The organism is Mycobacterium sp. TY814 (assembly GCF_030755175.1).
GTDB lineage: Bacteria > Actinomycetota > Actinomycetes > Mycobacteriales > Mycobacteriaceae > Mycobacterium.
In genome coordinates this window covers 1,133,082-1,154,465 of sequence record NZ_JAUFRY010000001.1, presented here as the reverse complement: position 1 = coordinate 1,154,465, position 21,384 = coordinate 1,133,082, and the positions used below count along the sequence as shown (strand labels likewise).

Genomic DNA, 21,384 nt, shown 5'->3' with positions numbered 1-21,384 from the left:
GGGCCCCCACCACCCCGCAGCGCCGTGAGTGGGGAGCGCCGCGGAATAGTCCGTGGCCAGCCAGTACGCAAGTGTTTTCGGGGACGTAAGTTGGCGACCTAAGACCCTAGTGAGGCGGCGCGCGCGTTACGCAAGCTGAACCGGCCGGCATCGCGCAAAGTAGAGGAAGCCGCCGATGGTTTCAGTTGAGTTGGCGAGGGTCACCCAGCCGCTGCGAGCGGTCGGCGAGTTCTTCGCGATGTCACTGGACACGCTGGTAGCGATGTTCAAGCTGCCATTTCCGTGGCGCGAATTCCTGCTGCAGAGCTGGTTCGTCGCACGAGTCTCGCTGATTCCGACGCTGCTGCTGACCATTCCGTTCACGGTGCTGGTCGTATTCACCCTCAACATCCTGCTGGTGGATTTCGGCGCCGCCGACTTCTCCGGCACCGGGGCGGCCACCGCGTCGGTGACCCAGATCGGGCCGGTGGTGACGGTTCTCGTCGTCGCCGGTACCGGAGCCACCGCAATGTGTGCCGACCTCGGTTCCCGCGCGATCCACGATGAGCTCAACGCGTTGCGGGTGATGGGCGTCGATCCCATTCGCCGGCTGGCGGCGCCCCGGGTGTTGGCCGCCACCGTCGTAGCCGTGTCCCTGGTGTCGCTGGTGACCCTGGTGGGGCTGGCCGGCTCCTTCGTCTTCTCGGTGTTCGTTCAGCACGTCACCCCGGGCGCCTTCGCCGCGGGCCTGACGCTGATCACCCACCTGCCCGATCTGATCCTCGGACTGGTCAAGGGAGCGCTGTTCGGGATGGCGGCGGCGCTGATCGCCTGTTACAAGGGCATTTCCGTGAGCAAAGGGCCGCAAGGTGTGGGCAACGCCGTCAACGAGACGGTCGTCTACTCCTTCATCGCCCTGTTCCTGATCAACATCGTCGCCACGGCGGTCTTCTACACGGGGCCGCAATGAGTTTGGTGGCGAGCTGGAATCACGTTGGCGCCCAGGTGGCTTTCTACGCCCGGACGTTCACCGAGATGCGCACGGCCTTTCGGCGGTACGGCAGAGAGATGGTACGACTCGTCGCCCAGATGAGCATGGGAACCGGTGCGCTGGCAGTGATCGGCGGGACGGTGGTCATCGTCGGCTTCCTGACCCTGTCGACCGGAGCCGTCATCGCCGTGCAGGGCTACAACCAGCTCTCGGGCATCGGTGTGGAGGCGATGACCGGCTTCATCTCGGCCTACGTCAACGTCCGGATCATCGCACCGGCCGTGGCCGGCGTGGGTCTGGCCGCCACCATCGGAGCCGGTTCCACCGCGCAACTGGGCGCGATGAGCATCGCCGATGAAATCGACGCGCTGGAGGTGATGGCTGTCCGGTCGGTGGCCTACCTGGTCTCTACCCGGGTGGTGGCCGGAGTCGTCGTGGTGATCCCGCTGTATTGCGTGGCCGTGGTGTGCGCCTTCCAGGCCGCACGATTCGGCACCACCAGGCTGTACGGGCAGTCCACCGGGGTGTACGACCACTACTTCCACACCTTCCTCAACTCGATCGACCTGCTCTGGTCGTTCGTCACGGTGATCGTCGCGGCGATCGCAATCATGTTGGTGCACACCTATTACGGCTACACGGCCCGCGGTGGGCCCGCCGGAGTGGGGGAGGCGGTCGGCCACTCGGTACGCACCTCCCTGATCGTGTTGACCCTTGTGGTGCTGGCGATCTCGCTGTCCGTCCACGGCCAGTCCGGTCATTTCAACTTGTCGGGCTAGCGGGCAGATCGGGGTAGCCATGCAGGAATCACGCCCGGGGGGAATGCATCCCGCGTGGTGGACCCTGATACTGCTCGTGTCGACCGTCGGCGTCGTCGTGGCGACCTCGGCGCTGTTCAGCGGGTCGTTCAAATCGTATGTTCCGGTGACCTTGATCTCGGACCGGGCGGGTCTGGTGATGGATCGCGGCGGCAAGGTCAAGATGCGTGGCGTGCAGGTGGGCCGGGTTGGCGCCATCAGCACCGGCAAAGACGAGGTACGCATCAGGCTGGACATGTACCCGGGGGAGATCAGATACATCCCGGCGAACGTGCGGGCCCGCATCCGGGCGACCACGCTGTTCAGCGCGAAATACGTTGACCTGGTGTACCCCAGCGATCCGGATCGCCGACGGCTGGCCGCCGGCGCGGCGATCAAAGTCGACAGTGTCGGCACCGAGGTCAACACGATGTTCGCCAACCTGGTCAAGGTACTGAGTCAGATCGACCCGGCCAAGCTGAACGGTGTGCTCTCGGCGCTGGCCGACTCTCTGCGCGGTCACGGCGCAGCCATCGGCCAGGGCATCACCGACGCCAATGAGGTGCTACTGGCGGTCAACCCGCGAGCGGAGACCATCCGCGCCGACACCCGCGCGGCCGCAACGGTCGCCGACACGTACAGCGCTGCCGCACAAGACATTCTGCGGGCACTGGACGGCGCCAGTGTCACGGGCTCGACCATCTCGGACGCACCCGACTTGGATGCGTTGCTGGCCAACGTCATCGGGTTGTCGCGCAGCGGTACCCAAGTTCTGGGAGCGAACCGGGACAACCTGATTCGAGCCGCGAACCTGCTGGAGCCCACCACGAGCCTGCTGATGAAATACAACCCCGGGCTGACGTGCATGCTGGTCGGCGCCAAGCTCGCCCTGGATACCGGCTACCTGGAGGCAACCGGAGGCGCGAACGGGTACTCCCTGGTCATCGACAGCACTCCACTGTTCGGCGCCGATCAATACCGATATCCCCAGAACCTGCCGATCGTCGGGGCCAAGGGCGGCCCCGGCGGAAAGCCGGGTTGCGGCTCCCTGCCCGACGTCGCCGCCAATTGGCCGCTGCGGCAACTCATCACGGACACCGGCTGGGGAACGGGCCTCGACATCCGGCCCAATCCCGGCATCGCGTTCCCGGCGTACGCCGATTACCTCCCCATCACCCGGGGGGTGCCCGAGCCGCCCAGCATCCGCTACCCGGGCGGGCCGGCGCCCGGACCCATCCCGTATCCCGGGGCGCCGCCCTACGGCGCCGCGCAATACGCCCCGGACGGGACTCCGCTCTACCCGGGTCTGCCGCCGGCGCCCCCGCCCGGTGCGCCGCGTGAACCCGGCCCGGCGCCACCGGGATCCGAGCCGTTCGTGCCACCGGCGCCCGCCCAGGTGCAGCCCACCCCGAGCGGGCACTAGGACATAGGAGCAGCCCACGTGAGAATGACTGTGCTAGACGCGATCTGGCGGCTCGCCATCTTCATGGCCGTGTGCGTGCTGGGCCTGGTCGCCATGCTGGCCATCTTCGCCGACCTGCGGTTCGGTAAAGAGAAGCAATACCGGGCAACGTTCAGCAATGTCTCGGGGCTGGAGGCGGACAACTTCGTGCGCATCGCCGGAGTCGAAGTCGGCCAGGTCAAAAAGATCTCGATCCAGGACGACGGCACCGCCCTGGTCGACTTCAGCACTGACGATTCCGTGGTACTGACCGAGAGCACCCGGGCGGTCATCCGGTACCAGAATCTGATCGGCGGTCGGTATCTCGCTCTCGAGGAAGGGGGCGGCGGCACAAGGCAACTCGCACCCGGCGGGACGATCCCGCTGACCCGGACCGCTCCCGCCCTGGATCTGGACGCCCTGATCGGCGGCTTCCGGCCGCTGTTCCACGCGCTGGATCCCAACCAGGTCAACGTGCTGTCCAGCGAGCTGATCAAGGCATTCCAGGGTGAGGGCGCCACCATCAGCTCAGTCCTGGTGCGCACCGCGGCGCTGACGAACACGCTCGCGGATCGGGGCCGGCTGATCGGGCAGGTCATCGCCAACTTGGACACCGTGCTCGGATCGCTCGGCGACCAGAGCACCCAGTTCGCCAAAGCCGTTGACGCCCTGGCGCAATTGCTGGCCACGCTGGCTGACCACAAACAGGACCTCAGCACGTCACTGGCCTACACCAACGCGGCCGCCGGCTCCATCACCGATCTGCTGGCACGGGGACGGCAGCCGCTGGGGAAGACCTTGCACGAGTCGGACCGGATCGCGGGTCTCGTCCTGGCCGATCACGACTACTTCGACGATCTGCTCAACACGCTGCCCGATGCCTATCAGATGCTCAATCGGCAGGGCCTACACGGCGACTTCTTCAGCTTCTACCTGTGTGACCTGATCTTGAAGGTGAACGGCAAAGGAGGGCAACCGGTTTACGTCAAGGTGATCGGTCAGCCGTCGGGGAGGTGCACGCCGCGATGAAGTATTTCTCGGAGCGCAATCCGCTTATCGTCGGCGCGGTCGGGGTGGTGGTCGTCGCCGCGGCGGTCGTGACCGCCCTGACGTACAGCAAGCTGCCGTTCTTCAAGTCCAATAAAGAGTATTCGGCCTACTTCGCCGAAGCGGGCGGGCTGCTGATCGGGACCGCGGTGCAGGTCTCGGGATACAAGGCGGGCAAGGTCGACAGCATTGCCCTGGACGGGCCGCGGGTGCTGGTCACCTTCGAGGTCGACAAACACATCCGGCTCGGCGAACGCAGCGAGGCATCCATCAAGACCAAAAGCCTGCTTGGCGCCAAGATCCTGGAGGTCACCCCCCGGGGCGACGGCAGGCTGCGCGGCCCGATTCCGCTCGAGCGCACCACATCGCCCTACCAGCTACCCGACGCACTCGGGGATCTCGCGGCGACCATCAGCGGACTGGACACGAACCGGCTCTCCGAATCACTCGGCGTGCTGGCGGACACCTTCTCCGGCACCGCGCCCGATCTCAAGGTCGCGCTGAGTGGGGTAGCCCGGTTCTCCGCGGTACTGGCCGACCGGGACGCGCAACTGCGAAACCTGTTGTCGAACGCGAACAAAGCGACGACGGTGCTTGCCGAGCGCAGCGACCAGATCGTGCGCCTGGTCGCTGACACTAACGCGGTCCTGGCCCAATTGCGCAGCCAGAGCCGTGCGCTGGACGAGCTATCCGGCAACATCGAGGCGGCGAGCCGTCAACTCAAAGGCTTCATCGCCGAAAACCGGCAGACCCTCAGGCCGACGCTGGACAGGCTCAATGCGGCGCTGGCGATCGTCGACAACCGCAAAGAACGGATTGCGCTGGCCATCAAGAAGTTCAACGATTATGCGCTGTCGCTGGGCGAGTCCATGTCCACCGGACCATGGTTCAACTTCTACATCGCGAACCTGATCCCGGGCCAGTTCATTCAGCCCTTCGTCGACGCCGCGTTCTCCGACCTCGGTCTGGACCCCAATGTGCTGCTGCCTTCACAACTCACCGACCCGGAGGTCGGGCAGCCCGGCACCCCGGCACTGCCGATGCCGTACCCGCGCACCGGCCAGGGCGGTGAGCCGCGGCTGACCCTTCCCGACGCGATCACCGGCAATCCTGGCGATCCCCGCTATCCCTACCGGGAACCGCCACCCGCACCGCCGCCCGGCGGACCGCCACCGGGGCCGCCGGCCTTGGCGCCCGGCCAGACCGCCCCGCCGCCGGTACCCACCCACCCGCCGGTGTTCGTGCCTGCTCCGGGGGAACAACGATGAACAGCAACATTATTCGCATCAAGTCGGGTATTCGCGTCGGGTCTGGTATTCGAATCGGACCGCTCATTCGAATCGGACCGTTTATTCGAATCGGACCGTTTATTCGAATCGGACTGGGTGCCTTGCTGGTGCTGACCCTCATCGGTGGAGTCGCGGCGGCCTGGCACGGGCTGGCGACGCCCGGCAAAACGAGAGTCGTCGCCTATTTTCAGAACAGCAACGGGATCTTCGCCGGTGACGAGGTGCGCATCCTGGGTGTGGCCGTCGGCAAGATCGACACCATCGAGCCGCAGCCGCAACGCGTCAAGATCACCTTCTTCTACGACTCGAAGTACCAGGTGCCCGCCGACGCGAAAGCGGTGATCCTGTCGCCGTCACTCGTCACGTCGCGTGCCATCCAGCTGACACCGGCCTACACGGGCGGACCGCAATTGCATACCAATGCGGTGATCCCGCTGGAGCGCACCGCCGTTCCCGTGGAGTGGGACGACTTGCGCTCGGATCTGGAAAGACTCGCGCAGCTGCTGCAGCCGACCCGTCCGGGCAATGTCAGCGCACTGGGGGCGGTGGTCAACACCGCCGCCAGTAACCTGCGGGGTCAGGGCGCGAGCATCCGCGATACCCTCGTCAAACTCTCCCAAGCGGTTTCAGCGATCGCGGACCACAGCAACGACCTCTTCAGCACGGTGCGCAATTTGTCGATCCTGGTTTCGGCGCTGCAGAGCAGCGCGGACCTGATGACACAACTCAACCAGAATCTCGCCGCGGTGACCGGACTGCTGGCCAACGACCCGAACGAGGTGGGCAACGCCGTAGCGGCCGTCGCCGAGGTGGCCCGCGACGTCACCGGGTTCGTGGCCGAGAATCGAGAAGCGCTGGGTACCTCGGCGGACAAGCTGGCGTCGGTTTCCCAGGTGCTCAACGGCAGTCTGGGCGATATCAAGCAGGCGCTGCACATCGCGCCGACCGAACTGCAGAACTTCATGAACATCTACCAGCCGGCGCAGGGCACGCTCAGCGGTGCGCCGGCGTTCAACAACTTCGCGAACCCCATCGCGTTTCTCTGCGGGGCCATACAGGCGGCGTCGAGGCTGGGCTATCAACAGTCGGCGAAGTTGTGTGTTCAGTATCTGGCGCCGATCATCAAGAACCGGCAGTACAACTTCCCGCCGCTGGGGGAGAACACGGTGGTCGGCGCCACCGCGCGCCCCAATGAGGTGACCTACAGCGAGGATTGGCTGCGGCCGGACTACGTACCGCCACAGCCGATTACGCCCTTGGGTGTTGGCCTTGCGCCGTTGCCGGCCGAAATTCACGCCACCGACCCCGCCGACGGACTACCGGGACTGCTGCTACCGGAAGGCGCTAGCCGATGATTCGCCGTGGGACCGCAGCTCTGTTGCTGGCTCTAGTCATGCTGGGTCTGGGCGGTTGTGGATGGCGCGGCCTCAATTCATTACCGCTGCCGGGCAGTACCGGGAACGGCCCCGGCTCCTTCACGATCCACGTCCAACTGCCCGACGTGGGCACCCTCGAGCAGAACTCCCGTGTCCAGGTGGGCGACGTGACGGTTGGCAACGTCACCAGGATCGAACGGCAGGCGTGGCATGCACTGCTGACCATCAGGCTCAACGGTGACGTCGACCTGCCGGCCAATGCAACCGCGACGATCGGGCAGACCAGCCTGCTCGGCTCGTTGCATATCGAACTGGCCCCGCCGGCCGACGTCCCACCGCAGGGCAAGCTCAGGGAGGGATCGCTGATCGCCCTGGCGTCGGCCGGCAGTTACCCGTCGACGGAGCAGACCCTGGCGGCTATCTCGTTGCTGCTCAACGGCGGTGGTATCGGACAGATTCAGGACATCACCGAGTCGTTGAGCACGGCTCTGTCCGGGCGTGCCGACGACCTGCGCAGCCTGATCGAGCAGCTGGACCGGTTCACCGGTTCCGTGAACGATCAGACCGGCGACATCCTGTCCGCGACCGAACGCCTTAACAATCTGGTCGGCCAGCTCGCCGACCAGCGGCCCGTGCTCGACCGCGCGCTCGCGACGGTGCCGAATGCGCTTGCGGCTCTTCGGCAAGAGCGCCAACAACTGGTCGATGCCCTGGATCAGATCGGCAAGATCAGCGCCCTGGCGGCCGACTCCGTCAACCAGACCAAAGACGCTCTGGTCAAAGAGCTGAAGGAGCTGGGGCCGGTGCTGGAATCACTAGCCAACGCCGGCCCGGCTCTGACGCGCTCCCTGGGTCTGCTGCCCACCTACCCGTTCCCTAAGGACACGATCAGCAAGTGGGCCCGCGGCGACTACGCGAACCTGACCGCGATCATCGACCTGACCTTGAGCCGGCTGGACGCCTCCTTCCTCACCGGCACCCGCTTCGAGGGCAATCTGACCGAACTCGAATTGCAGTGGGGCCGAACGATCGGCCAGATGCCCAGTCCCGCCACCGCGGGCAATCCCCTTGTTGCTCCCTACCATTGGGACCAGGGGCCCTGACATGCCACCCTTGACGAGACGAATCCTGATCCAGCTGGCGATCTTCGGGATCGTCGCGGTGGTGGGTGGCACCGTGATGGCCCTGGGTTATATGCAGCTACCGGCCATGTTCGGGGTGGGACGCTACCAAGTCACCGTGCAGTTGCCCCAGGCCGCCGGCCTCTACGTCAGCGGGAACGTCACCTATCGCGGCACCGAGGTCGGCCGGGTCGAGAGCGTGCGCCTCACCGACACCGGTGTCGCGGCCGTGCTTTCGCTCAAATCGGGCGTCGACATCCCCTCCGATCTCGATGCTCAGGTGCACAGCCAATCGGCAGTCGGTGAGCAGTACGTGGCGTTGTTGCCGCGCCGGGATTCCCGCCCGCTGCGCAACGGCGACGTGATCACCAGAGACCGCGTGTCGGTGCCACCGGACCTGGATACCCTGCTGGACTCGGTCAACCGGGGTATGGAAGCGATCCCGCGCGACAGCCTGAAAACCGTTGTGGACGAGTCCTTCACCGCCGTGGGTGGCCTGGGGCCGGAACTGTCCCGATTGGTGACGGGTACCAGCACGCTGTCCAGCGACGCCCGCAAGAACCTGGGCCCGCTGCTCACCCTCATCGACCAATCCAAGCCGGTGCTCGACAGCCAGGCGGCGTCCCCGGACGCGGTAACGCAGTGGGCCGCTCACCTCGCCGACATCAGCTCGGGGCTGCAACGAAACGACGGCGCCCTGCGGGACGTGCTGCGCGACGCGGGCCCGGCGGCCGCCGAGGCGCGCCGGCTGTTGGACCGGCTGAACCCGACGCTGCCGATCCTGCTGTCCAACCTGATCGGCGTCGGCCAGGTCGCGCTGACCTACCACGCCGGGATCGAACAGCTGCTGGTGCTGCTTCCCCAGGCGGTAGCGACCATTCAAGCCATCGGCGTCCCCAACCGAAACACCAAACAGGCCTACCGGGGAGCCTTCCTGAGTTTCAATCTGCGGCTCAACCTGCCGCCGCCGTGCACCACGGGGTACCTGCCGGCCCAGCAGCAGCGGGTGCCGTCCTGGGAGGACCACCCGGACCGACCGCCGGGCGACCTGTACTGCCGGGTGCCCCAGGACTCGCCGAATAACGTTCGCGGCGTTCGCAATACACCGTGCGTCGAACAGCCGGGCAAACGGGCTCCCACGGTCGCGATGTGCGAGAGCGACCAGAGTTACATACCGCTCAACGACGGCTACAACTGGAAAGGTGACCCGAACGCGACGCTGTCGGGCCAACCAGTCCCGCAGCTGTCGCCGCTTCCCGTTCCGCAGCTGTCGCCGCTTCCTGTTCCGCAGCTGTCGCCGCTTCCAGTCCCGGCTGCCGAATACGATCCGGCTACCGGCAGTTACGTCGGCCCCGACGGACGCGTCTACACCCAGTCCGACCTTGCTCCCGCCGGCCCACGTACCTGGCAGTCGATGCTGCTGCCGCCCGGAAGCTGAGTGATCAGTCAGGTTGCGCGGTGGACATCGCATTCCACCGGCGTTGCACATCGCGCTCGGCGCCGGTGGGAATCAGACCCGACGGGGCGAACCGCTTGGAGTTCACCGGGTGATCTTCGGTCAGCGGCCGGCCGGAGCCGCGAATTGCCTTGAACGAAGCCACAACTCCTGCGGCGACCACGACGACGACCACCGTGGCGAAGACGACCGACAGCGTTCCTTGCACGAAGGCGTTGCGGACCACGTCGTCGAGTTGACGCGCGTTGACGGCCGAACCGAAGGACGTTTTGCCGGCGTCGCGGGCCGCCGAGTACTGAAAATACTGCGTCCAGTAACCGAGCTTGGGGTCTCCGGAGAAGATCTTCTGCCATGACGCGGTGAGGGTAACGGACAGATCCCACAACAGCGGGACACCGGGGATCCAGGCCCATTTCAGGTGGCCCTTCTTGATGACGATCACCGTGATGATGGTCAGCGAGATGCCCGCAAGCAGTTGGTTGGCGATTCCGAACAACGGATACAGCGAGTTGATGCCGCCCAGCGGATCGGTCACCCCGAGCAGCAGCGTGCTGCCCCAGGCGGCCACGACCGCCAGACTCGACAGCCAGGCGCCCGGCCGCCAGCTGGGATTACGGAACTTGCGCATCGGGGCGCCCAAGTTACCGAGCGCGTCGGACACCATGAAACGCGCGACCCTGGTGCCGGCGTCGACGGTGGTCAGGATGAACAGCGCCTCGAACATGATCGCGAAGTGGTACCAGAACGCTTTGAGGCCGGCGCCCCCGAACACCCGGTGCAAAATCTCCGACATACCGAACGCCAGCGTCGGGGCGCCACCGGTGCGCGAGACGATCGTCTTCTCGCCGACGTCGGCAGCGGCCTGGCGGACCTGGTCCGCGGTCACCGGCGGTCCCGCCAGGCCCAGTCCGTTGACATACCGCGCTGCGGCGGCCGCGGTGTCGTGAGTCTGCGGCGACGGTGCGTTGATCGCAAAGTACAAGTGCTGGTCGAGGATTGACGCGGTGAGCAGGGCGATGACGGCGACGAACGACTCGGTGAGCATGCCTCCGTAGCCGACCAGCCGCATCTGCCCTTCCTTCTCCAGCAACTTCGGCGTCGTGCCGGAGCAGACCAGCGCGTGGAAACCCGACAGGGCGCCGCACGCGATGGTGATGAACAGAAACGGGAACAATGAGCCGGCGAACACCGGGCCGTCGCCGCTGATGGCGAACCGCGACACCGCGGGCGCTTCCAGGGCCGGCCGCGCGACACACACGCCTATCGCAAGCAGCGCGATCGTGCCGACTTTCATGAACGTTGAGAGATAGTCGCGCGGCGCCAGCAGAAGCCACACCGGCAGCACCGAGGCTGCGAGCCCGTAGATGATGAGAAGCCAGGCCAGGGTGACCGGCGAGAGCGTGAACCAGCTTGCGCCCCAAGATGTTCGGGCGACCCAGTCGCCGGAGATCACCGCAAGCAGGAGCAGTGCCACCCCGATCGCCGACACCTCCGAGATTTTCCCGGGGCGCCAGAACCGCAGGTAGCAACCCATGAAGAGGGCGATCGGGATGGTCATGGCGATCGAGAAGACACCCCACGGACTTTGCGCGAGCGCACGAACGACGACCAGCGCGAGCACGGCGATGATGATCGTGATGATTACCGGGATGCCCAGCAGGGCTGCCGTTCCGGCGGCGCCGCCGAGCTCGTCGCGAACCATCTGACCCAGCGAACGGCCACGTCTGCGGGTGGAGATCCACAAGGTCAGGTAGTCCTGCACGCAACCGCCGAGTACCGCGCCCACCACAATCCAGATGCTGCTGGGCAGGTAACCCATCTGGGTGGCCAGCACCGGCCCGACGAGCGGGCCCGCGCCGGCGATCGCGGCGAAGTGGTGACCGAACACCACTCGGCGATCGGTGGGCACGTAGTCGGTGCCGTCCTCCAGGATTTCGGCTGGGGTGGCGAGGTCGTCGCGGGGCTGCACGATCGTCGCTTCGATGAACCGTGCGTAGAAACGGAAGGCGATCACGTAAGTGCAGACCGCGGCGACCACCACCCACACGGCGTTGACCGTCTCGCCGCGAACGAACGCGATGATCGCCCAGGCGGCGGCACCGGTCGCCGCGATCACACCGAAGAGGATCTTGTGCCTGAGCGTGATCGGGGAGCGGTCGATGATGGCGACGGGTGGCAGGTCGGGCTCGGTGCGGATGTAGCTGACGTCGCTGTCCACCCGGGCTCCCTTCCAGCGGCCGATAGCGGCGGCCGATAGCGAGTGTGAATCTACCGATGCCGCCGCGGGTGTGTCGCGTCGTGCGATGGACAGTCGGCGCGGGCCCGGCGCGGGGGTCAGTACATGGCGCGCACGGCGTCGATGGTGTCGGCCTCGGCGGGGCTCTTGTCGTCGCGGTAGCGCACCACCCGCGCGAACCGCAGCGCCACGCCGCCGGGGTAGCGGCTCGAGCCCTGGACCCCGTCCAGGGCGATCTCCACCACCTGTTCGGGCCGGACCCGCACAACGTAGCCGTCGGTGCCGTCGGTCGCGAGCTCGGTGAACCGCTGGGTCTGCCACTCCAGCATGGAGTCGGTCATGCCCTTGAAGGTTTTACCCACCATCACGAACCGGCCGGACTCCGGATCGCGTGCGCCGAGATGGATGTTGGACAGCTTGCCGCGGCGGCGTCCCGAACCCCACTCCACGGCCAGCACCACCAAATCCAGGGTGTGCACCGGCTTGATCTTCAACCAGCCCGCCCCGCGCCGGCCGGCCTGATACGGCGCGTCCGGCGCCTTGGCCATCACGCCCTCGTGACCCGCGGCGAGCGTCGCGTCCAGAAAGCCGGCCGCGGCGTTCGCGTCGGAGGTGACCAGCCGATCCACCCGATGCTGCGTCGGCACCAGCTCGTCCAGGGCGGCGAGCCGCTCGCTGGTCGGCGCGTCGAGCAGATCGGCGCCGTCCCGGTGCAGGATGTCGAAGAAGAACACCGACAGCGGCTGCTTGTCGCGCGCGGCGGCGACGTCCACCGATCGGCCGAAGCGGGACGCGGTGACCTGGAAGCGGTGCGGACGGTTGTCGGGACGCAGCGCGATCGCCTCGCCATCGGCGATCAGGTCCGTCACGGGCAGGGCCAGCGTGGCCTCTACCACCTCGGGCAGCCGTGCGGTGACGTCGTCGAGGCTGCGGGTGTAGACGGTGACGTCGTCGCCGCGGCGGTGGATCTGCACTCGCGCGCCGTCCAGCTTCGCTTCGAAAATCGTTGTGCCGTCGTGGCGTTCAAGCGCACCTGCGACATCGGTCGCGGTCTGCGCCAGCATCGGCCCGACCGGCCGTCCGACCTGCAGCGTGAAAGCGTCCAGCGATCCGCCGGTCAGCGCCGCCGCCGCAACGGCCGGCAGTTCCCCGCCCAGCATCGCCGCTCGTTGCACCACGGCGGCAGGAAGCCCGGCGGCCTTGGCCACCGCGTCGGTCATGATGCCGATCAGCGCGCCCTGACGCAGCTCGCCGCCGAGTAGGCGGACCAGGAAGGTCTGTTCGGTCTCGGTCGCGGCGGCGAACAGGCCGCTGAGCAGGGCGGCGCGGCGCGCCTGGGACCCTTTGCCTGCGACGGCGCCGATCTCGGTGAAGGTTGCGTCCACCCGGCCCACGGTCAGCGTGGGATCCGGCGCGGGCGGAGGCAGCGATCGCAGCGCGGCCCAGCCGACGCCGATCTGGCGTTGCCGAAGCTCGCCGGAAAGCCAGGACACGACGGTCGCGACCAGCTCAGGATCGGCCGCGGCGCCGCGCAGCAGCTCTGCGATGCGGGCGACCTTGCTCAGGCGCGACGAGGTCGCGCCCACGTTAAGCGAAGTGCTTGCTACGTCGAGAAGGAGCACGGTTTCGAGCTTGGCACGGCTCGGTGACACGGTGCCGCACCGGACGCGCTACCGTGACGGGTTAACGTTACAAATTCCAGTCAAAGTGACAACCCAGATATTGGAGGTTCGGGTGGAGATCAGCGGCAAGAAGGTCGTCGTCATCGGCGGCGCCTCGGGGATGGGACGGGCCAGCGCCGAACTCCTGCACCAGCGTGGCGCCCGGGTCGCGGTGCTCGATCGCGAGGGTTCGGACGGCAAGGCCGTCGCGGACGGTCTGGACGGCAAGTTCTATCCGGTCGACGTCACCGACTTCGCCGGCACCGAGCAGGCGCTGCAGGCGGCGGTCGACGACCTCGGCGGCCTGCACGTCACGGTGACCACCGCGGGCGGCGGCATCGCCAAGCGGACCATGACCAAGTCCGGCCCGCACGACCTCGAGTCCTTCCAGTCCGTCATTGACCTGAACCTGATCGCGACGTTCAACATCAGCCGACTGGCCGCCGCGCACATGGCCAAGAACGACCCGGAGGACGAAGAGCGCGGTGTCATCATCAACACCGCCTCCATCGCTGCCTTCGAGGGCCAGATCGGACAGGTCGCGTACACCGCCGCCAAGGCCGGCATCGCGGGCATGTGCCTGACCATGGCGCGCGACCTTGGCTCGCTGGGGATCCGGGTGCTGGCGATCGCGCCGAGCCTGTTCGCCACGGGACTGACCCAGGGCATCCCCGACGAATTCGCCGCGGCCCTGACGAAGGACGCGGCGTTCCCCAAGCGCCTCGGCCGGCCCGAGGAGTACGCCAAGCTGGTCGCCGCCATCGTGGACAACCCGATGCTCAACGGCCAGTGCCTGCGGCTCGACGCGGGGCAGCGGTTCGCGCCGAAGTAGCACCCCGGCCGGGGCCGGCCCTCGCGGCGCATTGAGTACACTCTTTACGGAATCAGCAGCGCCGCGAGGAGGGCCCGCATGGGTATCGCACTGACCGACGACCATCGCGAACTCGCCGAGGTGGCGCGCGGGTTCTTGACCTCGCAGAAGGCTCGCGCGGCGGCGCGGTCGCTGCTGGACGCGCCGGAGGAGGCGCGGCCCGCGTTCTGGCAGGGCATCGTCGAATTGGGCTGGCTCGGCCTGCACATCGGCGAAGAGCACGGCGGATCCGGTTACGGGCTGCCCGAATTGGTGGTGGTGATCGAAGAGCTCGGCCGTGCGGTGGCGCCAGGTCCGTTCGTACCGACGGTGATCGCCTCGGCGGTGATCGCCCGGGACGGCACCGCCGACCAGCAGGCGCGGCTGTTGCCGGGTCTGATCGACGGAACCGTCACCGCAGGCGTGGGACTGGTTGGCGGCGTGCGGGTTTCCGACGGTGCCGCCAACGGCGATGCCGGGGTGGTGCTCGGTGCCGGACTGGCCGATGTGCTGTTGCTCGCGGCGGGTGAGGATGTGCTGGTGCTGGACCGCGGCAGGTCCGGCATCTCCGTGGAGGTGCCGGAGAACCTCGATCCGACACGGCGCTCCGGACGCGTTCGCCTGGAGAACGTGACAGTGACCGACGACGACATCCTGCCCGGTGCGGCGGCGTCGGCACTGGCCCGGGCGCGGACGCTGCTGGCCGCCGAAGCGGTCGGCGGTGCGACCGACTGTGTCGAGTCGGCGGTGGAATATGCCAAGGTGCGCAAGCAGTTCGGTCGCACCATCGCGACTTTCCAAGCGGTGAAGCATCATTGCGCGAATATGCTGGTGGCTGCCGAATCCGCGCTGGCCGCCGTGTGGGACGCTGCCCGGGCCGCCTCGGAGGATGAGGAACAGTTCCGGCTGGTGTCGGCCGTGGCCGCCACGCTGGCGTTCCCGGCCTACGCGCGAAATGCCGAGCTCAACATCCAGGTGCACGGCGGCATCGGGTTCACCTGGGAGCACGACGCACACCTGCACCTGCGGCGCGCCCTGGTGACGTCGGCGCTGCTCGGCGGGGACGCCCCGGCCCGCGACGTCTTCGACCTCACCGCGGCCGGCACGGTGCGGGAGAACAGTCTGGACCTGCCGCCGGAGGCCGAGGAGCTGCGCACCCAGATCCGCGCCGACGCCGCCGAAATCGCCGCCCTGGAGAAGACGGCGCAGCGTGACAAATTGATCGAGACCGGCTACGTGATGCCGCACTGGCCCAAGCCGTGGGGCCGTGCCGCCGACGCCGTGGAGCAGCTCGTCATCGAAGAGGAGTTCCGCGCAGCCGGTATCAAGCGGCCCGACTACGGAATCACCGGCTGGGTCATCCTCACCTTGATCCAGCACGGAACCGATTGGCAGATCGAAAGATTCGTAGAGAAGGCGCTGCGCAAAGACGAGATCTGGTGCCAGCTGTTCTCCGAGCCGGAGGCCGGCTCGGACGCGGCGTCGGTCAAGACCCGCGCCACCCGGGTCGAGGGCGGATGGAAGATCAACGGGCAGAAGGTGTGGACCAGCGGGGCGCAGTACTGCGCGCGCGGTCTGGCCACCGTGCGCACCGACCCGGAGGCGCCCAAGCACGCCGGCATCACCACCGTCATCGTGGACATGAAGGCCCCGGAGGTCGAAGTGCGTCCGCTGCGGCAGATCACCGGCGGCGCCGAGTTCAACGAGGTGTTCTTCAACGACCTGTTCGTGCCCGACGAGGACGTGGTCGGGGCGCCCAACTCCGGGTGGACGGTGGCGCGGGCCACGCTCGGCAATGAGCGGGTCAGCATCGGCGGCAGTGGCTCGTTTTACGAGGGATTGGCCGGCGAACTGGTGAAGCAGGCGCAACGGCGTTCAGATCACTTGGCGGGCGCGGTGATTCGGGTGGGGACCTATCTCGCGGAGGAGAATGCGCTGCGGCTGCTGAACCTGCGCCGTGCCGCCCGCAGCGTCGAGGGTGCGGGCCCGGGGCCGGAAGGCAATGTCACCAAGCTGAAGCTGGCCGACCACATGATCGAGGGTGCCGCGATCTCGACGGCACTCGCCGGACCGGAGACCGCGCTGCTGGACGGGCCGGCCGCGCTGGCCGGCCGCATGGTGATGGGCGCGCGCGGGATGGCGATCGCGGGTGGCACCTCGGAGGTGACCCGCAATCAGATCGCCGAGCGGATTCTCGGTATGCCGCGCGACCCGCTGATCAACTGATCGGCTGCGGCCCGGGCACTCAGGGCGCCGGAGCGAACTGGGGGGCGCCGCCCGAGCCCCGCTCCGGCCGCAGCACAACGGGCATCCCGCACGTCACCGAATCCGGTTCGCAGTCAACGATATTGGCCGCGACGCGCAGGCCGCTCTGTTCGGCCAGTTCGATCAGCGCGATCACGTACGGTGTCGGGATCTCTGGGTTGTAGGGGTGATGGTTGACGGTGTAGGTGAACACCGTTCCACGGCCGGACACCGGCTTGGCTGTCAGCGGCCCGCCGCAGTCGCGGCATTCGCCGGCCGCGGGATGCACCCAGTGCGCGCAGCTGTCGCAGTGCTCGACAAGCAACGAAGAGGTCGACACGAGGAATACAGTACACTCAATTCTCACTGGTACGTCGAGTGTTTGGCCTACGGACGGTGCAGATGAAGTACTTCGAAAAAGACGCGATCGTCTCCGGCATCGGTATCTCGCGCATCGGCCGTCGCACCGGTATTCCGGGGCGGGATCTGACGATGGAGGCGGTGCGGACCGCCATCGAGGACGCCGGACTGCGCGCGGCCGACATCGACGGCATCGCGACACTGGGCGACACCCCGGCCGCCGAGGTCAACGCCGAACTGGGGATCGACGCCGCCGATTGCGGAAGTGGGTTCGGCACCGGCGGTCTGCTGAGCCCGGTGATGTCGGCGTGCCGTGCGGTTGCCGAGCGACGGGCCCGCCATGTCGTCGTCTACCGCACCATTCAGATGCTGGGCGGCACCGTCCTGCAGGACAAGGACGCCCCTGCTCCACCACTGGCTCGCATGTTCGACGCACCCGCAGGTGAGCGTCCGGCCGTCGGCGCCATGGACGACATCAACGATCTGGTTGCCGCGCACGCGTATTCGGCAGCCAATTGGCTGGCGCTGAACTGCCGGCGGCACATGGATCTCTACGGAACGACCAAGGAGCAACTGGGCTGGATCGCCCTTAATGGCCGCCGCAACGCGGCACTGAATCCCCTTGCGGTCTACCGCGATCCGATGACGATGGCCGATTACCTGGGCGCCCGCCCGGTATCGACGCCGTTCGGGTTGCTGGATTGCGATGTGCCCATTGACGGCTCGATCGCGGTGGTGGTTTCGCACGCCGAGTACGCCGGCGACTGCCCGCACCGCGCCGTGAACGTCGAGGCCATCGGCGGTTCCGACGGCGCCGGCGGATGGTTTCACCGGCCGGATTACCCGAAGATGGCGATGTCGGACGCGACCGCGCAGATGTGGTCGCGGACGGAATTGACGCCGGCGGACCTCGACGTCGCCCAGTTGTACGACGGCTTCACTTTCCTCACCCTCTCGTGGCTGGAAGCTCTCGGAGTGTGCGACGACGGCGAGGCGGGGCCGTTCGTCGAAGGCGGCGCCCGTATCGCCAGGGATGGCCAGCTGCCGCTGAACACCTATGGCGGCCAGCTCTCGGCCGGCCGTATGCACGGCTACTGGGCATTGCACGAGGGATGCCTGCAGCTGCGTGGCGAGGCGGGGGAGCGGCAGGTGGCGCGGCGCCCCGAGGTCGGCGTGGTGTCCGTGGGCGGCGGTCCGGTCGCGGGCTGCATGCTGCTCACGTGTTGAGCCGGCAGTGACCGTCGAACCGGACCAGGTCAGGGCGGATAAGCGAGCCGCGAAGATCGCCCGTCGCATCGAAGAAGACATCGTCCGCCGCGGCTGGGCGGTCGGGGAGTCGCTCGGCTCGGAGGCGGCTCTGCAACAACGGTATGGCGCGAGCCGCTCGGTGTTGCGCGAAGCAGTCCGTCTGGTCGAACACCACCAGGTGGCGCGCATGCGGCGCGGGCCGAACGGCGGGCTGATCATCTGCGAGCCGGACGCCGGCCCGGCGACCCGCGCCGTCGTGATCTACCTCGAATATCTCGGCACCACGCTGGCTGATCTGCTCAACGCGCGGCTGGTGCTCGAGCCGCTGGCCGCCGCGCTGGCGGCCGAACGCATCGACGAAGCCGGGATAGGGCGGCTGCGATCGGTGCTGAGCGCCGAGGAGCAGTGGCGCCCCGGACTGCCGGCGCCTAGCGACGAGTTCCACATCGCGCTCGCTGAGCAGTCGAAAAACCCAGTCCTGCAACTCTTCATCGATGTCCTGATGAGGCTGACCAAACGCTATGCCCGCGCCTCGCGGACCGGTTCGGCGGCCGAGGCCGCCGATGCCGCCCACCGGATGCGCGGTGCCCACGCCGACATCGTCGCCGCCGTCACCGCCGGTGATTCGGCCCGGGCCAAGACGCTCAGCGAGCGGCACGTGGAACGCGTCACCGCCTGGCTGGCCGAACACCGCGACCCGGCACGTCGAGCCCGGCCCGGGTCGCTCGGCAAGCGCCTGGCCACCGAGGCGCCGCGTGGCAAGCTCGCCGAAGTCCTGGCTGCCGGCATCGCCGACGACATCGCCGTCAGCGGCTGGCAGGTTGGTTCGGTGTTCGGCACCGAGTCGGCGCTTTTGGAGCGCTACCGGGTGAGCCGGGCGGCACTGCGGGAAGCGGTGCGACTCCTGGAATATCACGAAGTGGCACACATGCGCCGGGGCCCCGGCGGAGGGCTGGTCGTCGCGAAGCCGCGGGCGCAGGCCAGCATCGACACCATCGCGCTCTACCTCCAGTACCGCAAGCCCACGCGGGAGGACCTGCGCTGCGTGCGCGATGCCATCGAGATCGACAATGTGGCCAAGGTCGTGCAGCGTCGCGCCGAACCGGAGGTGGCGGACTTCCTGGACCCGCAGGGCTGGTCGAGCGTGGCGGGCGAAGGCAGCGACGACGCGCGCAACGCGGCGATCGAAGAGTTCCGCTTTCACGTCGGCCTGGCGCGCCTTGCCGGCAACGCGCTGCTCGACCTATTCCTGCGAATCATCGTTGAGCTGTTCCGCCGGCATTGGTCCACGACCGGACAGGCACAGTTGACGTCGACCGACGTGGTTGCCGTCGAAACGGCACACCTGCGCATACTGGACGCGATCGAGTCCGGTGACGACAGCTTGGCGCGATACCGGATCCGCCGGCACCTGGACGCCGCGGCGTCGTGGTGGCTCTAGCCGCGACACCCGCAGCGGCACGGCCCTGCTTAGCAAAGCCTTGCCTGGGGTACAGCAATACTCAAGTGACAGGCGGTACAGCGGCGTGCCGGCTGAGGTTGGGTGGGAGTCGTATGACCACGAGCACGGAGATCAGGCCCCCGGACGCGACGAATGGCTTTGTACATTCTGCGCTGTTCTATCAGTCCGAGCGGGAATGTCTGGATTTTGTGGTGCGGTTTGCCGCCGACGGTTTCGCGGTAGACGAGCCGGTACTGGTCGCTGTCCCCGGTGACAGGCTGGCGATGCTCGGTCCCGAACTGCATGCGGCGCGCGCCGGGTCAGACGGCGAGTTGCGTCTGGTGGACATCACCGAGGCGGCGCGAAACCCGAGTCGGTTCCTGGCGATGGAAACGGCGTTCGCCGAGAGGCACGCCGACCGCACCGTCCGCATCGTGAGTCAACTCGTGTGGCGTGGCCGCACCGCAGACGAGTGTCTGGCCTGTATGGAGCACGAGGCATTCATCAACGGGGCGCTGAAGACCCGGAACCTGACGGGGTTGTGTCTGTTCGACGCCACGCACCTGCCCGACGATGTGCTGGCAGACGCCCGCAGCACCCATCCTCTGCTGTGGCACGGGGAATCGGCGTATCCCAGCGACGACTACGCGCCGGAGGAGGTGCTGGCGCGCTGCAACAAGCCGCTGCCCGCTCACCCGGGAGCGGTGACCTACACGGTTCGGCGCAGCGCCGACCTGCGGCCGGCGCGGTCGTTCGCCGCCGACTACGCCGGCTGGGTCGGGCTGTCCAAGGACGGTCTGGACGACCTGCAGATGATCGCCACGGAACTGGCCACGAACAGCCTTCAGTACGCCGGGGGCTCCTGTCGGCTGGCCTTCTGGCGGGACAAGGAGCACCTGATCTGCGAGGCCCGCGACGGTGGGCGACTCGATGACGCCTTCGTGGGGCTCAAGCGCCCGAGTGCCAGCGGCACCGCCAGTCGCGGTTTGTTTCTGGTCAACGCGATGGCGGATCTGGTGCGCACTCACACCACGGCGACCGGTACCACCATTCAGGCGTACCTGAGGTTGGACGCGTCCCGGGATTGCTGACCCGGAACCCGCGTCACCGCACCCGGGCTACTGGGGAATTTGCTCGACGGGCGGCGGCGCCGGGGCGACCGGGGTAACGGGTGATTTCATGCTGCAGCCGACCGACAGCACGGCAAATCCGGCGAACAAGATGGCGCCGATCGCGGCTTTCACTCTGGTACTTGCGCTCATAATTTTGCCCCTCCCGAACGTGGGCTGGCGGCAGCGACCGCCGTAAGGATGTTACCTGCGTCACATTAGCGCGAACATGACGCCAAGGGAATACCTGGAATTACAGGAAATCTGTTGTCACTCAACGGATCCCGCGATGAAATCCGTGCCGGGGCAAGCGGCGGTGGGCCGCGCCGGTGCGGCGTTCTGGTTGCCGCGATTGTGCCGGCGTCGGCGTTTGCGTGATCTGTGCGTGCCGGCAGCTACCGGCCGGTGAACATCTCGCCCTGGTTGGGCTGGATTACCGGATCCATCGGCTTGCTGCAGCCGACGGCGAAGAGTGCGAATGCCGCCAGGATCAAGGCTCCGACAACCTGAACGGTCTTCGGGTGAGTGCGCATGGGTCTGGCCTTTCTCCGCCGGTGTCGTGCTGCATGGAACGTTTGGCGCTTGTGATGCTAACCCCGCGCGACGACTGGGGAACCGGTTTTCGGAAATGCGCAAAAAGTTTTGGAACGAATATCCCGAATAGTCAGGTGTGCTAATTATGCCCCGCCGGGATATGCATTCATTTGGTACGTCAGCCCGCTGGGAACCGACTGCGAG

Annotated in this window: 17 protein-coding genes; 13 read left to right on the top strand and 4 right to left on the bottom strand. The window is 67.2% G+C overall.

Translation table 11 applies throughout. The features are described 5' to 3' along the window. Window positions 1–175 precede the first annotated feature (175 nt). The 8 genes from QXH22_RS04760 (at window position 176) to QXH22_RS04725 (ending at window position 9,479) form a co-directional block, all read left to right on the top strand. Window positions 176–949, top strand: coding sequence for an ABC transporter permease (locus tag QXH22_RS04760; RefSeq protein WP_306241579.1), 774 nt, complete (start codon window positions 176–178; stop codon window positions 947–949). Next, entirely contained in the window at window positions 946–1,749 is an 804-nt protein-coding gene (locus tag QXH22_RS04755; RefSeq protein ID WP_065043015.1) for an ABC transporter permease, read from the top strand. The genes QXH22_RS04760 and QXH22_RS04755 overlap by 4 nt, the downstream gene beginning before the upstream one ends. A 19-nt stretch (window positions 1,750–1,768) precedes the next feature. Then, a complete protein-coding gene (locus tag QXH22_RS04750) occupies window positions 1,769–3,190 on the top strand; it encodes an MCE family protein (RefSeq protein ID WP_065162326.1) in 1,422 nt (473 codons plus the stop codon). A 24-nt stretch (window positions 3,191–3,214) separates the two neighbouring features. Further along, complete coding sequence (locus QXH22_RS04745; RefSeq protein ID WP_156772747.1) at window positions 3,215–4,237, top strand: MCE family protein; 1,023 nt, start codon at window positions 3,215–3,217, stop codon at window positions 4,235–4,237. Beyond that, window positions 4,234–5,523 (top strand): MCE family protein, encoded by a 1,290-nt coding sequence (locus tag QXH22_RS04740; RefSeq protein ID WP_065162353.1) that lies wholly within the window; start codon window positions 4,234–4,236, stop codon window positions 5,521–5,523. Before QXH22_RS04745 ends, QXH22_RS04740 begins: the two co-directional genes overlap by 4 nt. 128 nt (window positions 5,524–5,651) lie before the next feature. Beyond that, on the top strand, window positions 5,652–6,899 hold the full coding sequence (locus QXH22_RS04735; RefSeq protein ID WP_253872622.1) for an MCE family protein: 1,248 nt from the start codon (window positions 5,652–5,654) through the stop codon (window positions 6,897–6,899). Further along, a complete protein-coding gene (locus QXH22_RS04730) occupies window positions 6,896–8,023 on the top strand; it encodes a virulence factor Mce family protein (protein ID WP_065162328.1) in 1,128 nt (375 codons plus the stop codon). The genes QXH22_RS04735 and QXH22_RS04730 overlap by 4 nt, the downstream gene beginning before the upstream one ends. A gap of 1 nt (window position 8,024) precedes the next feature. Next, window positions 8,025–9,479: an MCE family protein gene (locus QXH22_RS04725; protein ID WP_065162329.1), complete on the top strand. Its 1,455-nt coding sequence runs from the start codon at window positions 8,025–8,027 to the stop codon at window positions 9,477–9,479. Between the two features lie 4 nt (window positions 9,480–9,483). Here the strand turns inward: QXH22_RS04725 and QXH22_RS04720 are convergent, their stop codons facing one another. Together QXH22_RS04720 and QXH22_RS04715 are read right to left on the bottom strand one after the other, a co-directional pair. Continuing rightward, window positions 9,484–11,715 (bottom strand): carbon starvation CstA family protein, encoded by a 2,232-nt coding sequence (locus QXH22_RS04720; protein WP_306241578.1) that lies wholly within the window; start codon window positions 11,713–11,715, stop codon window positions 9,484–9,486. 116 nt (window positions 11,716–11,831) lie between these two features. Continuing rightward, complete coding sequence (locus QXH22_RS04715) at window positions 11,832–13,355, bottom strand: ATP-dependent DNA ligase (RefSeq protein ID WP_306275028.1); 1,524 nt, start codon at window positions 13,353–13,355, stop codon at window positions 11,832–11,834. A gap of 112 nt (window positions 13,356–13,467) precedes the next feature. Between QXH22_RS04715 and QXH22_RS04710 the strand changes: the two genes are divergently transcribed. Together QXH22_RS04710 and QXH22_RS04705 are read left to right on the top strand one after the other, a co-directional pair. Further along, a complete protein-coding gene (locus QXH22_RS04710; protein WP_371934207.1) occupies window positions 13,468–14,226 on the top strand; it encodes an SDR family NAD(P)-dependent oxidoreductase in 759 nt (252 codons plus the stop codon). Window positions 14,227–14,304: 78 nt separating this feature from the next. Beyond that, a complete protein-coding gene (locus QXH22_RS04705; RefSeq protein WP_306241576.1) occupies window positions 14,305–16,470 on the top strand; it encodes an acyl-CoA dehydrogenase in 2,166 nt (721 codons plus the stop codon). 19 nt (window positions 16,471–16,489) lie between these two features. Here the strand turns inward: QXH22_RS04705 and QXH22_RS04700 are convergent, their stop codons facing one another. After that, window positions 16,490–16,828, bottom strand: coding sequence for a Zn-ribbon domain-containing OB-fold protein (locus QXH22_RS04700; protein WP_306241575.1), 339 nt, complete (start codon window positions 16,826–16,828; stop codon window positions 16,490–16,492). A gap of 62 nt (window positions 16,829–16,890) precedes the next feature. Between QXH22_RS04700 and QXH22_RS04695 the strand changes: the two genes are divergently transcribed. The 3 genes from QXH22_RS04695 (at window position 16,891) to QXH22_RS04685 (ending at window position 20,628) form a co-directional block, all read left to right on the top strand. After that, complete coding sequence (locus QXH22_RS04695) at window positions 16,891–18,075, top strand: thiolase family protein (RefSeq protein WP_306275027.1); 1,185 nt, start codon at window positions 16,891–16,893, stop codon at window positions 18,073–18,075. A 7-nt stretch (window positions 18,076–18,082) separates the two neighbouring features. Continuing rightward, on the top strand, window positions 18,083–19,537 hold the full coding sequence (locus QXH22_RS04690) for a FadR/GntR family transcriptional regulator (RefSeq protein ID WP_306275026.1): 1,455 nt from the start codon (window positions 18,083–18,085) through the stop codon (window positions 19,535–19,537). A 113-nt stretch (window positions 19,538–19,650) separates the two neighbouring features. Continuing rightward, window positions 19,651–20,628: a sensor histidine kinase gene (locus QXH22_RS04685; RefSeq protein WP_306275025.1), complete on the top strand. Its 978-nt coding sequence runs from the start codon at window positions 19,651–19,653 to the stop codon at window positions 20,626–20,628. Between the two features lie 413 nt (window positions 20,629–21,041). Here QXH22_RS04685 and QXH22_RS04680 read toward each other — a convergent pair whose 3' ends face one another. After that, window positions 21,042–21,179, bottom strand: coding sequence for a hypothetical protein (locus tag QXH22_RS04680; protein ID WP_306275024.1), 138 nt, complete (start codon window positions 21,177–21,179; stop codon window positions 21,042–21,044). Window positions 21,180–21,384 lie beyond the last annotated feature (205 nt).